Here is an 11,922-nt window from a genome sequence, read left to right as displayed (position 1 = left end):
ATGAAAAAGGCGGCCGAGGCCGCCTTTTTCATGAGGCTGCGCCGCCGCGCCCGGCGTGAATATTGCCGGCGCGGGCAGGGTTCAGTGCTTCAGGACCACGCGGTAAACTGCCTCGCCAAACACGACAAGCGAGGCACCGCTGAGGGGAAGCACCTTTCGGGCATCGGTACCCAGGCAACCGGCGGTCGAACCGGCAGGCCGGTCCTTACAGTACAGCACGCCCGTGACCTCGTCGGCTTTGCCGTCGGGCGATATGCGCAACAATTTGTCCTCGGAGATCCTGTAGGTGTTGCCGTCCATGTCGGCATTCAGGCTGGCCGGCAAAGCTGGCAGCGTCGTCACGACACCGGCCGGCGTCACCTTGCGTGGCGTATTGCCGTCCAGAACGTATATATTGTCTTCATTATCAATGCCGGCAATTCCCGGATACAGGAATTGAGCCTCGCTCCCGGTGCCGTCCTTGATCGCGGTGGTCGCGCCGCCGCCCGCCAGTACGGACCAGGCGCCCGATGGCGTGACCTTCAGGATCAGCGGGCCAGGATAATTGCCCAGGCCATACAATGGAATGCCAAGATACACATTGCCTGCGCGATCGGCCGTGACGCCCGATGTGGCGCTGATATCTTTACCGTTCTCGGCGGGCTGACCGAACCACGTCGTGCCGATCAGGGAGGTGATCGTGCCGTCCGGCGCGATCTTGGCCAGGTTAACCGGCCCTTTTCTGCTTGGCGTGACGCGGACCTGCAGCAATACATAGGCATTGCCTGCCATGTCCGTCCCCCCATCCTGTACTTGAAGCATTGTCGGGTCGGTTTCGTTGCGCCATCGTAGCCAGGTCACGCCAGGCTGGCCGGGCTCCGGTGCCACGGCCAGCGTCAATGCCGTGCTGGCGCCGTCGCCGCTGGCGGTCACTGTCACGGCGGCGGGCGTGCCGGACCAGCTTGCCGGCGGCAGGTAGCGCACGGTCTCGCCGGTGCTTGCGCTGAGCGTGCCCGGCGCGCCGGGTGCCAGTTTCCAGTTGATCGTGCCGGCGGTGGAAAGCTTGGCGGTCAGCGGAATGGCGCTGCCATTGCCGATGGTCCGGATTGTCGGGCTGGACAGGGTCAGCACAGCCGCAGGGACAGGTGCGGGTGCAGGTGCTGCCGTGACCGGGCTGGTATCGTTATTGCCGCCGCCGCAGGCCGACAGCAGGGCGCAAATGATCAGTGGAGTAAAAATTTTATTCAATATGGCCTCCTATAGTGATCTAACCAGCCATTATAGGTAGCGGAACGACATGAAATTCTATTCAATTCTATCCGTCAAGCAGCCTGCAGGAGCGTTTTTTCTTTTGAGCATCGCATGCTGGAAAAGCGTCAACTCGACGCGCGTCAGCTGCGTTATAGAAAGCACTGCGATAAAGCAATGCGAAGGAGCAGGGCCAATGCTACCAGGAGGCACCGCGGGCGGCAGGGAGGCGCTGCCGGGCAACACTTTACTGCCATGTGAGGAGTCAATAGCGCAATCTGTGCACTCATCCGCAAAATAAGCTATACCCGTCCGCATTGCGTGCTGCTCCAAGATCATGGGAACAGTTCCCGGTTACCAAAAGTAGTCGGGTCAACCATGGTATGAGCCAGTTTCATGGGTGCAGTGCTACCCCGCGGTGCATCCAGGCTTGTTCATGACGCACTGCGGCAGGGCGCATTTTAGGTCTATACTGCGGCCTTTACCCGCTGTCTCCAGCTCGTCTTTCCATTAATGAATCATACGTTGCAAATTTGCAACGAGATGGGAACTCTTTTGGTGCACTGCGTCAAGGCGCACTTTTTGGAGTAGACTGTCCTGAATCAGCACAACATTTGGTGAGAATCTGATGAGCGAAACTTTACTCGATACCGAAATTATGGAATTTCACAAGGAAATCGACGCACGCGGGCTGAATTGTCCGCTGCCGATCCTGAAGGCGAAGAAGGCCCTGGCCGAACTGGAGAGCGGTCAGGTGCTGCGCATCGTGGCAACCGACCCCGGTTCCGTGCGCGACTTCCAGGCGTTCGCCAAGCAGACCGGCAATCCGTTGCTGTCGCACGTGCAGCAGGGCGCTGAATTTACTTTCCTGATGCAGCGCAAGTGAGATTGCGGCACCGCTGACGCATTTCCGGTGGCGCCTGGCTGCGGCCGCCGTCACCAGCACACAAGGGGACAGTTTCCTGGCAGCAGGACTGTCCCTCGTTGTTTGTCCCACGCAAAATCTTTCGTTGCTGTCGACCCGATTGCACGAACAATCTTCTTTTTAGAGGCGCGCTTCTAACCTAAAATCGTACGGTCGTGCTTTAATTCCGTACCGGCCTAGAAAAACTTCTATAATCTAGCCCATTTCACTATCATTTTTCCCAAAGGCATCCCATGAAAGTCCTGGTACCTGTCAAGCGCGTGGTCGACTACAACGTCAAGGTGCGCGTGAAGTCCGACGGCACTGGCGTCGATATCGCCAACGTCAAAATGTCGATGAACCCGTTCGACGAGATCGCCCTGGAAGAAGCCACGCGCCTGAAGGAATCGGGCAAGGTGACGGAAGTGGTGGCGGTTTCCGCCGGCGTGGCGCAGTGCCAGGAAACGCTGCGCACCGGCATGGCGATCGGCGCCGATCGCGGCGTGCTGATCGAGACCACGGTCGAACTGGAGCCGCTGGCGGTGGCCAAGCTGCTGAAGGCGCTGGCCGACAAGGAGCAGCCGCAGCTGATCATCCTGGGCAAGCAGGCCATCGACGACGATTCGAACCAGACCGGCCAGATGCTGGCTGCGCTGCTGGGCTGGCCGCAAGCCACGTTCGCCTCGAAGGTCGAGCTGGAAGACGGCAAGGTCACCGTGACCCGCGAAGTGGACGGCGGCCTGGAAACCCTGGCCCTGACGCTGCCGGCCATCGTCACCACCGACCTGCGCCTGAACGAGCCGCGCTACGTGACGCTGCCGAACATCATGAAGGCCAAGAAAAAGCCGCTGGAAACGGTCAAGCCGGAAGACCTGGGCGTGGACGTGACGCCGCGCCTGAAGACGCTGAAAGTGGCCGAGCCGGCCAAGCGCTCCGCCGGCGTCATGGTGCCGGACGTTGCCACGCTGGTGTCGAAGCTGCGCACCGAAGCCAAAGTCATCTAAATACAGGAATCACACATCATGGTCGCACTCGTCATCGCAGAACACGACAACGCCAGCCTGAAAGGCAGCACCCACCACACCGTTACCGCGGCGGCGCAAGCCGGCGGTGAAGTCCACGTCCTGGTCGCCGGCTCGAACGCCGCGGCCGCCGCGCAGCAGGCCGCGCAGATCGCCGGCGTCACGAAAGTGCTGCTGGCCGACGCGCCGCATTTCGCCGACGGCCTGGCCGAGAACGTGGCCGAGCAGATCCTGGCCGTGGCCGGCAACTACTCGCACATCCTGGCTCCCGCCACCGCCTACGGCAAGAACATCCTGCCGCGCGTGGCCGCCAAGCTGGACGTGGCGCAGATCTCCGAAATCACCAGGGTCGATTCGCCCGATACGTTCGAGCGCCCGATCTATGCCGGTAACGCGATCGCCACCGTGCAGTCGTCCGACAAGGTCAAGGTCATCACCGTGCGCACCACCGGTTTCGATTCCGCCGCGTCGACCGGCGGCTCGGCTGCCGTGGAAAACCTGGCCGCCGTCGCCGATTCCGGCAAGTCGAGTTTCGTGGGCCGCGAAGTGGCCAAGTCGGACCGTCCGGAACTGACGGCCGCGAAGATCATCGTGTCGGGCGGGCGCGGCATCGGCTCGGCCGACAACTTCAAGGTGCTCGAACCGCTGGCCGACAAGCTGAACGCCGCCATGGGCGCCTCGCGCGCAGCCGTCGATGCGGGCTACGTGCCAAACGACTGGCAGGTGGGCCAGACCGGCAAGATCGTTGCCCCGACGCTGTACATCGCGGTCGGTATTTCCGGTGCGATCCAGCACCTGGCCGGCATGAAGGATTCGAAGACGATCGTGGCGATCAACAAGGACCCGGAAGCGCCGATCTTCTCGGTGGCCGATTACGGCATCGTCGGCGACCTGTTCGACATCGTTCCGGCACTGGTCAAAGAACTGGGCTGATCCCCACCAAGCAACGAGCTGACAACGAGCCACGCTGGCCAGGCACCACCGCCCGGCCACCGTGGCTTTTTTTTGGAGACGACAATGAGCTATACCGCCCCGATCAAAGAAATGCTGTTCGTGATGAACGAACTGGCCAACCTGGATGCCGTGAGCGCGCTGCCCGGCTGCGAAGACGCCACGCGCGACACCGCCGAAGCCGTGCTGGAAGAGAACGCCAAGTTCGTCAGCGGCGTGATCGAGCCGCTGAACCACGCCGGCGACAAGGAGCCGAGCTACTGGCACGACGGCCAGGTCACCACGACGAAAGGCTTCAAGGAAGCGTTCCGCCAGTTCGCGGACGCCGGCTGGCAAGGCCTGCAGCACCCGCAGGAATTCGGCGGCCAGGGCTTGCCGAAATTGATCGGCACGCCGTGCGTGGAAATGCTGCATGGGGCGAACCTGTCGTTCGCACTGGTGGCGCTGCTGTCCGACGGCGCCATCGAGGCGCTGCTGACGGCCGGCAGCGACGAACAGAAGGCCACGTACCTGGAGCCGCTCGTCACGGGCAAGTGGACCGGCACGATGAACCTGACCGAGCCCCAGGCCGGCTCCGACCTGGCCGCCGTGCGCACCCGTGCCGAGCCGCAGGGCGACGGCACCTACAAGGTGTTCGGTACCAAGATCTTCATCACGTACGGCGAGCACGACATGACGGAGAACATCGCCCACCTGGTGCTGGCGCGTACGCCGGACGCGCCGCCGGGCGTGAAGGGCATCTCGCTGTTCATCGTGCCGAAGTTCATGGTGAACGCCGATGGTTCCCCGGGGGCGCGCAACGACGTGCACTGCGTCTCCATCGAGCACAAGCTGGGCATCAAGGCCAGCCCCACGGCGGTGCTGCAGTTCGGCGACCACGGCGGCGCGATCGGCACACTGGTGGGCGAGGAAAACCGCGGCCTCGAATACATGTTCATCATGATGAACGCGGCCCGCTTCGGCGTGGGCATGCAGGGCATCGGGCTGGCCGAGAACGCATACCAGAAGGCTGTCGCATTCGCCCGCGACCGCGTGCAGTCGCGCGACGTGGCCGGCTCCAGCGGCCCGGTGCCGATCATTCACCACCCGGACGTGCGGCGCATGCTGATGTCGATGCGTGCGCAGACCGAGGCCGCGCGCGCGCTGGCCTACGTGGGCGCGGGCTTCCACGACATCGCCCACCACCACCAGGATGAGGAAACGCGCGCCGCCCACCAGGCCGTGTACGAGTACCTGGTGCCGGTCATCAAGGGCTGGTCGACGGAGATGAGCGAGAACGTGGCGCGCGACGGCGTGCAGGTGCACGGCGGCATGGGCTTCATCGAGGAGACGGGCGCCGCGCAGCACTACCGCGATGCCAAGATCCTGACGATCTACGAAGGCACCACGGCGATCCAGGCCAACGACCTGGTCGGCCGCAAGACGCTGCGCGACGGCGGCAAGGTGGCGAAGCACCTGCTGGCGCAGGCCCGCGCGACCGCCACGCAGCTGGGCGAGCTCGAAGGTGGCGACTTTGCCGCCGACTTTTCGTCGATCCGTGCGCGCCTGGAGCAGGGCGCGGCCGACCTGGAAGCGGTGGTCGACTTCGTGCTGGGCAATGCGAAAAGCGATGTGAAGGCCGTGTTCGCCGGCAGCGTGCCCTACCTGAAGCTGGCCGGCATCGTGCTGGGCGGCTGGCAGATGGCCCGCGCCGCGCTGATCGCACAGCAGAAGCTGTCGTCCGGCGGCGGCGACGCGGCCTTCTACCAGGCCAAGATCGCCACCGCGCGCTTCTTTGCCGACCACTTCGTGGCGCAATCGACCGCGATGCGCGCCGCCATCGTCGACGGCCATGCCGGCGTGCTGGCGCTGCCGGAAGCGATGTTCTGAGTCGCCGAAGGCTGAGGCAGCCATAAAAAACGGGGCGCTCCGGCATTTCGGAGGCCCCGTTCTTCCAGCTATCCATTCACACCAGGCCCTGCCGAGGCAATAGCGCCTCGAACGCAGAGCGTGGCGCCATGTTCATGGCGCCTGATCAGCCCCGCACGATCCCGTTGCCATCCTTGCGCACGCGGTCGCCCTTGCGCATGTGCGGGTCGTCGGCGAAGCTGTACGTGCCGGTGCGGCCGTTTTCGTAACGCACGCTGACCTTCCAGGTCTTGTCGGTTTTCATCCGGCCTTCGATATGCTTGCCGGCATAGGCGCCGCCGACGGCGCCGGCCACGGTGGCCAGGTCGCGGCCGGTACCGCTGCCGACCTGGTTGCCCAGCAGGCCGCCGGCCAGGCCGCCGACGATGACGCCGGTGGCGCCACCCTTGCCATGCTGTTCCACGACGCGCACGCCGGTCACCTTCCCGCAATCGTTGCAAACGCGTTTCTTGTGGTGCGGATCGGCGTGGGCGCCTGCCATCAGCGTGGTGGACAGGGCGAGCGTGGCGAGGGTCGTGGAAAGTGCAGTGCGGAATTTCATGATTGCTCCAGGTAATGTCTGATGGGCGCAGTATAGGCGCCCTGCAGCCCCGCACGCTTGGCAAATTGTAATCTGTTGTAATTGCGAAAATGCCGTGGACTCAACCGTAGGCGCCGCCCGTGTACAGCAGGTCGAAAAAGCGGGCGAGCGTGGCGATCAGCAGGCCGGCACCCACCATCAGCGTGGCGACGATGATCACCGCCAGCGGCCAGCGCGAATCGCTGCGGCGTCCGGAGCCGGCGTTGTATCGGCCATCCCACTTTTCATCCGGCATCAGGCCCAGCACCAGCGCCTCGATGCACGCGGCCAGCACCGATAGTGTCAGCGGCAGGTACCAGAAATACCAGTCCGCCCGCGGTGCCGCGCTCATCACGATGCCGCAGGCGGGCAGGGCGGCGGCATGCAGCCAGCCCCAGCGGTCCTTGCCGCCCTTCAGGTAAAAGCGGTGGATGCCCACTCCGCCGAGGATGAAGGCAAGCAGCGTGGCCAGTGTCTTGTTTTTGTGCGACATGCTTGAATGGCAAAGTTTCCGGGAACCTCGCAGTATCGGGCAAATTTCGCCGTTTGTGTCGGGCGGAACGACTGCCGATACCCGGGCGACGCCAATTTACGATTGCCGATCGCCGTTAAGTAAGCGATAATCATGGATTGCCCCAACTCTCACCATCGTCATTAATTCTTGCTGGGCAATGAAGAAGCACGCTATAATCGGCGGCTTTTTTCGTCTCAGCACACTTTTTGGAAATATTATGGTCGTTATTCGTTTAGCTCGTGGTGGTGCCAAGAAGCGCCCTTTCTACAACATCGTTGCAACCGATTCCCGCAATCGTCGTGACGGCCGCTTCGTCGAGCGCATCGGTTTCTACAACCCGATGGCATCGGGCCAGGAAGTGCCTCTGCGCGTTGCTGCAGACCGTCTGGCTTACTGGCAAGGCGTGGGCGCACAGCTGTCCCCGGCTGTCGAGCGTCTGATCAACTCCGGCAAAGCAGTTTAAGTTTTCGCAGGTTTGAGCGGTTTGAGCAGCAAGAGCGAGTCCGGGAATAACGCAGCGGTGGTTGCTGCGCAGAGTCCCGCGCAGGTTCCGGACGACCTGGTACAGGTAGGCTTCATTTTCGGGGCCTACGGTCTGGTTGGCGGAGTGCGGATTCGTCCGTTCTCCACGGATGCCGATGCCTTGCTGCACGCTAAAACCTGGTGGCTGGACAAGCCGGGCCTGCATGGCGTCGAAGTCAAACGGGCCAAGATGCATTCGGGCGACGTGGTCGCCACACTGGTCGAGATCGCCGATCGCGACCGGGCGGAAGCGCTGAAGGGCGCCGCGGTCTTCATCCCGCGCAGCCAGTTTCCAAAACTGGACGATGAAGATGAATTCTACTGGTCCGACCTGATCGGACTGGCAGTCGAAAACCAGCAGGGCGAAAGCCTGGGCGTGGTGCACGACATGATGAGCAACGGACCGCAATCGATCCTGCGCGTGACGCCTGCCGCCGCGCCGGACGGTTCGCAATCCACCGATGAACGTCTCATCCCGTTCGTTGACCAGTTCATCATCACGGTGGACAAGGCTGCGAAGAAGATCGTCGTGGACTGGGGCCTCGATTACTGAGTGCCGCGCCAGCCGCGAAGATCCGAATCCGATGCAGTTCGACGTTGTTACCCTGTTCCCCGAGATGTTCGCCGCGCTCACGCAGTCCGGCGTTACGCGCCGTGCCCACGAGCAGGGGCGGTGGGGCCTGAACCTGTGGAATCCCCGTGATTTCACAACCGACAACCACCGTACCGTGGACGATCGCCCTTACGGCGGCGGCCCCGGCATGGTGATGCTGGCGAAGCCGCTGGAGGCAACGATTGCCGCCGCGAAAACGCGCCAGGTCGTGGCCGGGTTGCCGGCGCCGCGCGTGGTGTTCATGTCCCCGCAAGGCCGGCCGCTGACGCATGCGAAGGTGGTGGAGTTGAAGAGCGAACCCGGGCTCGTGATCCTGTGCGGCCGCTACGAGGCGGTGGACCAGCGCTTGCTGGACCGCTGCGTCGACGAGGAAATCAGCCTCGGCGATTTCGTCCTGTCCGGCGGCGAATTGCCGGCGATGGCGCTGATGGATGCGGTGGTGCGGCTGTTGCCCGGCGTGCTGAACACCGATGCATCGGCCGTCGAGGACAGCTTCGTCAACGGCCTGCTGGATTCGCCGCATTACACGCGGCCCGAAGTGTATGAAGGTGTCGCCGTGCCGCCCGTGCTGATGGGCGGGAACCACGCCGAGATCAACAAGTGGCGCCGCGAGCGGATGCTCGAGGCGACATCGGACAAGCGTCCCGATCTGCTCGAGAAAGCCCGCGACGCCGGGCTCCTGAGCAAGCAGGATGAAAAGTTTTTGGCAGGTTCGGCAAAACCTGCGCAGTAGTAGCAGTTTGGTAGTGGAAGTGCTGTAACCGTGCTGTAACCGTGCGGGCCAATCGTGGCCCGCTTGTATAACCCCATCCTCTACCGGGCTACCGAAACGTGCGCCGGCAAGATGGTTACTGGAGTCATAAAATGGATCTGATTCAGCAACTCGAGCAGGAAGAAATCGCTCGCCTGGGCAAGAGCATCCCCGATTTCGCCCCTGGCGATACCGTGGTGGTGAACGTGAACGTGGTCGAAGGCACGCGCAAGCGCGCCCAGGCTTACGAAGGCGTCGTGATCGCCCGCCGCAACCGTGGCCTGAACTCGAACTTCATCGTTCGTAAAATCTCGTCCGGCGAAGGCGTCGAGCGTACCTTCCAGCTGTATTCCCCGCTGATCGCTTCGATCGAAGTGAAGCGTCGTGGTGACGTCCGTCGCGCCAAGCTGTACTACCTGCGCGAGCGTTCGGGCAAATCCGCACGTATCAAGGAAAAACTGCCACAACGCCGCGTTGCCGTGGCCAAAGCAGCAGAGTAATCGACGGTCTTCGTCGGTACTTGAAAAGGGGGCCTTCACAGGCCCCCTTTTTTTCGTGCAATGCGCCCATACCTGCAGGAATTGTTACCTGCGTAACCATCCTGGAGACCACCTTGGCCAAGCCGCTCTTCGATCCCGCCCAGTTGCCCATCGACGCCCATGCCGGCGAACCGCCGGTCGCGCTCGACCGCCTCGACGCCGGCTGGCTGCGCGAACGCTTCGCAGCGCCGGTCGCCTGGGACCCGGAGAAAGTCGACGAATCGCAATCCGTCACGGCGCAACCCACGCCGGCGTCGGTGCTGGTGCCGCTTGTGCAGCGCGAGCATGGGCTGACGGTGCTGCTGACGCGGCGCACCGCGCACCTGAACGACCATGCCGGGCAGGTCGCCTTTCCCGGCGGGCGGGCCGAGCATGACGATGTCGATGCCGTCGATACCGCGTTGCGCGAAACGGAAGAGGAAATCGGCCTGCACCGCCGCCACATCGAGATCCTGGGCAAGCTGCCCCTTTACCACACGGGAACCGGCTACGCGGTAACGCCGGTGGTGGCCCTGGTGAAGCCGCCGTTCGCCATGAAGGCCGACCCGTTCGAAGTGGCCGAGATCTTCGAAGTGCCGCTGGCGTTCCTGATGGATGGGGCGCACCACGAGGTGCGTTCGATCGCGCTGCCGGGCGGGCAGGAGGGGCAGAAAAGGTCGTTCTACACGATGCCTTACGAACGCCATTTCATCTGGGGCGCCACGGCGGGGATGCTGCGCAATCTGTTTCATTTCTTGCGCGCTTAGGCTATCGTAGCGCACATTGCACCCCAAGGGATTTAGATGACCTTTCTTTCGATTCTCTGCGCGCTGCTGCTTGAGCAGATGAAGCCGCTGCGCGCGGATAACCCGATCTACGCCAACATCAAATTGTTCGCGGTGCGCATGGAAACCTGGTTCAACGCCGGGCATGCGAGTCATGGCCGCATCGGCTGGTTCCTGATGATGGCGGCGCTGATGGTGCCCACCGCGCTGGTCTACTGGGTCCTGCTGCGCTATAACCTGATCCTGGGCGCATTCGCCTGGAACGTGCTGATCGTCTATCTCACGCTGGGCTTCCGGCATTACAGCCACTATTTCACGTCGATCCAGCTGGCGCTGAACGCGGGCGACGAAGCCGCCGCGCGGGCGCTGCTGGCCGAATGGACCAGGCAGGATACCGTCGGCCTGGAAACGAACGAGATCGCCCGCATCGCCGTCGAAAAGGCTTTGATCACCACGCACCGCAACGTGTTCGGCGTGTTCTTCTGGTTCCTGCTGCCGCTGGGCCCCGCCGCCGCCGTGATGTACCGCGTCTCCGAATACCTGGCGCGCGCCTGGAACGAACCCGATCACATGCGCAACGAGGCATTCGGCCAGTTCGCCGCGAAGGCGTTCTACTGGATCGACTGGATTCCCGCGCGCCTGACGGCGGTGGCCTTTGCCATCGTCGGCAATTTCGAGGATGCGATCTACGCCTGGCGTAACTTCGCTCACCGCTGGCGCGACGAGGCGATCGGCATCATCCTGGCAGCCGGCGGCGGCGCGATGGGCGTGCGCCTCGGCACGCCGCAGGAAAACGCCGCCAAGATGGTGCCGGCCGATGCCGCCACCGTCGACATCAGCGACGTCGAAGTGGAAACGCTGCCGGGCGACGAGCCCAGCGTGCGCGCACTGCAGAGCACCGTGGGCCTCGTGTGGCGCGCGCTGCTGCTGTGGATGCTGCTGTTACTGCTGATGTCGGGCGCGATGGCGCTGGGCTGATGGCCCGTGCCTGCCGGCCCGCGTCCGCCGACCCGCATTCCCGGCAGATCGCCATTCGCGCAATGCGGAAAGCCGCATTCGCGCCAACCCGCTTACAATGCTGGTCGTGCGTGCCTTGCAATCGCGCAGCCGGCACGGCGCGCCGGCGGCCCCGGGACGGCGGATGGCGAGCGGACTTTATTTGCCATTCCCTCCCGCGGCAGTCGGGTACCGGGGCGCCCAGGTCTTCTATAAGATATAATACTCAGCGCTTTCTCCACGACCCTGCATCCAGCCTATAACAGCCTATGGCCAGCGAGTTCTTCATTCTTGGGCTTACCACCGACGGCAAGCAATTCCGTCCCAGCGACTGGGCCGATCGCCTGTGCGGTGTGATGTCATGCTTCCGGCCCGCGGGCACCGGCGGCCGCAATGCCCACCTGCAGTACTCGCCGCTGGTGCGGCCGACGATGATCGAAGGCGTCAAGGCCGTTGTCGTCGACGAGGCGCTGAAGGGCATCGAGCCGATGGCCTATCACTTCGTCCGGCAATTCGCCACCGACAACAAGCTGCAGGTGGTGGACGCCTGCCTGCTGCCCGACTCCGGCGACAAGAAGGTTCCTTAAGCGTCGGTCACTTCCACGCCGGGCATCGTCGGCGTAGGATACGGTTTTGCCAACACGACCGCGAA

Annotated in this window: 14 protein-coding genes; 11 read left to right on the top strand and 3 right to left on the bottom strand. The window is 63.3% G+C overall.

Annotated elements, in window-relative coordinates:
• Positions 1-81: 81 nt before the first annotated feature.
• A complete protein-coding gene (locus GJV26_RS07130) occupies positions 82-1,227 on the bottom strand; it encodes an NHL repeat-containing protein (RefSeq protein ID WP_155708228.1) in 1,146 nt (381 codons plus the stop codon).
• 658 nt (positions 1,228-1,885) lie between these two features.
• Here GJV26_RS07130 and GJV26_RS07125 point away from each other — a divergent pair.
• The 4 genes from GJV26_RS07125 to GJV26_RS07110 all read left to right on the top strand — a co-directional run bounded on the left by GJV26_RS07125 (position 1,886) and on the right by GJV26_RS07110 (position 5,973).
• Complete coding sequence (locus GJV26_RS07125; RefSeq protein ID WP_130190229.1) at positions 1,886-2,113, top strand: sulfurtransferase TusA family protein; 228 nt, start codon at positions 1,886-1,888, stop codon at positions 2,111-2,113.
• A 272-nt stretch (positions 2,114-2,385) separates the two neighbouring features.
• Positions 2,386-3,135, top strand: coding sequence for an electron transfer flavoprotein subunit beta/FixA family protein (locus GJV26_RS07120; RefSeq protein ID WP_155708227.1), 750 nt, complete (start codon positions 2,386-2,388; stop codon positions 3,133-3,135).
• Between the two features lie 18 nt (positions 3,136-3,153).
• Positions 3,154-4,086: an electron transfer flavoprotein subunit alpha/FixB family protein gene (locus tag GJV26_RS07115; RefSeq protein ID WP_155708226.1), complete on the top strand. Its 933-nt coding sequence runs from the start codon at positions 3,154-3,156 to the stop codon at positions 4,084-4,086.
• An 84-nt stretch (positions 4,087-4,170) separates the two neighbouring features.
• On the top strand, positions 4,171-5,973 hold the full coding sequence (locus tag GJV26_RS07110; protein WP_155708225.1) for an acyl-CoA dehydrogenase: 1,803 nt from the start codon (positions 4,171-4,173) through the stop codon (positions 5,971-5,973).
• A 145-nt stretch (positions 5,974-6,118) separates the two neighbouring features.
• Here GJV26_RS07110 and GJV26_RS07105 read toward each other — a convergent pair whose 3' ends face one another.
• Together GJV26_RS07105 and GJV26_RS07100 are read right to left on the bottom strand one after the other, a co-directional pair.
• On the bottom strand, positions 6,119-6,553 hold the full coding sequence (locus GJV26_RS07105; RefSeq protein WP_155708224.1) for a glycine zipper 2TM domain-containing protein: 435 nt from the start codon (positions 6,551-6,553) through the stop codon (positions 6,119-6,121).
• Between the two features lie 100 nt (positions 6,554-6,653).
• Positions 6,654-7,064, bottom strand: a complete 411-nt coding sequence (locus GJV26_RS07100; RefSeq protein WP_155708223.1) for a TM2 domain-containing protein — start codon at positions 7,062-7,064, stop codon at positions 6,654-6,656.
• A gap of 238 nt (positions 7,065-7,302) precedes the next feature.
• On the opposite strand from GJV26_RS07100, the gene rpsP reads away from it, so the two are divergent.
• From rpsP to GJV26_RS07065, 7 genes are all read left to right on the top strand, one after another.
• Positions 7,303-7,548, top strand: a complete 246-nt coding sequence (gene rpsP / locus GJV26_RS07095; protein ID WP_155712297.1) for a 30S ribosomal protein S16 — start codon at positions 7,303-7,305, stop codon at positions 7,546-7,548.
• A gap of 21 nt (positions 7,549-7,569) precedes the next feature.
• Positions 7,570-8,160, top strand: a complete 591-nt coding sequence (gene rimM, locus GJV26_RS07090) for a ribosome maturation factor RimM (protein WP_155708222.1) — start codon at positions 7,570-7,572, stop codon at positions 8,158-8,160.
• Between the two features lie 31 nt (positions 8,161-8,191).
• Positions 8,192-8,953: a tRNA (guanosine(37)-N1)-methyltransferase TrmD gene (trmD, locus tag GJV26_RS07085; protein WP_155708221.1), complete on the top strand. Its 762-nt coding sequence runs from the start codon at positions 8,192-8,194 to the stop codon at positions 8,951-8,953.
• Positions 8,954-9,084: 131 nt separating this feature from the next.
• A complete protein-coding gene (rplS, locus tag GJV26_RS07080; RefSeq protein WP_155708220.1) occupies positions 9,085-9,471 on the top strand; it encodes a 50S ribosomal protein L19 in 387 nt (128 codons plus the stop codon).
• Positions 9,472-9,584: 113 nt separating this feature from the next.
• Entirely contained in the window at positions 9,585-10,256 is a 672-nt protein-coding gene (locus tag GJV26_RS07075) for a CoA pyrophosphatase (protein WP_155708219.1), read from the top strand.
• Positions 10,257-10,292: 36 nt separating this feature from the next.
• Positions 10,293-11,252: a CobD/CbiB family protein gene (locus GJV26_RS07070; protein WP_155708218.1), complete on the top strand. Its 960-nt coding sequence runs from the start codon at positions 10,293-10,295 to the stop codon at positions 11,250-11,252.
• A gap of 287 nt (positions 11,253-11,539) precedes the next feature.
• Complete coding sequence (locus tag GJV26_RS07065) at positions 11,540-11,857, top strand: DUF3579 domain-containing protein (RefSeq protein ID WP_155708217.1); 318 nt, start codon at positions 11,540-11,542, stop codon at positions 11,855-11,857.
• The last annotated feature ends 65 nt before the right edge of the window (positions 11,858-11,922 follow it).

The sequence above is a fragment of the Pseudoduganella dura genome (assembly GCF_009727155.1).
Classification (GTDB): Bacteria; Pseudomonadota; Gammaproteobacteria; order Burkholderiales; family Burkholderiaceae_D; genus Rugamonas; species Rugamonas dura.
The sequence above is the reverse complement of the archived record's forward strand: the minus strand, read 5'-3'. Positions and strand labels throughout refer to the sequence as shown.

What these genes read in the sequence shown, in the direction of transcription:
- GJV26_RS07125 (WP_130190229.1), top strand. Translation starts at nt 1,886, where the DNA reads ATGGAATTTCACAAGGAAATCGACGCACGCGGGCTGAATTGTCCGCTG.
- GJV26_RS07120 (WP_155708227.1), top strand. Translation starts at nt 2,386, where the DNA reads ATGAAAGTCCTGGTACCTGTCAAGCGCGTGGTCGACTACAACGTCAAG.
- GJV26_RS07115 (WP_155708226.1), top strand. Translation starts at nt 3,154, where the DNA reads ATGGTCGCACTCGTCATCGCAGAACACGACAACGCCAGCCTGAAAGGC.
- GJV26_RS07110 (WP_155708225.1), top strand. Translation starts at nt 4,171, where the DNA reads ATGAGCTATACCGCCCCGATCAAAGAAATGCTGTTCGTGATGAACGAA.
- GJV26_RS07105 (WP_155708224.1), bottom strand. Translation starts at nt 6,553, where the DNA reads ATGAAATTCCGCACTGCACTTTCCACGACCCTCGCCACGCTCGCCCTG.
- GJV26_RS07100 (WP_155708223.1), bottom strand. Translation starts at nt 7,064, where the DNA reads ATGTCGCACAAAAACAAGACACTGGCCACGCTGCTTGCCTTCATCCTC.
- rpsP (WP_155712297.1), top strand. Translation starts at nt 7,303, where the DNA reads ATGGTCGTTATTCGTTTAGCTCGTGGTGGTGCCAAGAAGCGCCCTTTC.
- trmD (WP_155708221.1), top strand. Translation starts at nt 8,192, where the DNA reads ATGCAGTTCGACGTTGTTACCCTGTTCCCCGAGATGTTCGCCGCGCTC.
- rplS (WP_155708220.1), top strand. Translation starts at nt 9,085, where the DNA reads ATGGATCTGATTCAGCAACTCGAGCAGGAAGAAATCGCTCGCCTGGGC.
- GJV26_RS07070 (WP_155708218.1), top strand. Translation starts at nt 10,293, where the DNA reads ATGACCTTTCTTTCGATTCTCTGCGCGCTGCTGCTTGAGCAGATGAAG.
- GJV26_RS07065 (WP_155708217.1), top strand. Translation starts at nt 11,540, where the DNA reads ATGGCCAGCGAGTTCTTCATTCTTGGGCTTACCACCGACGGCAAGCAA.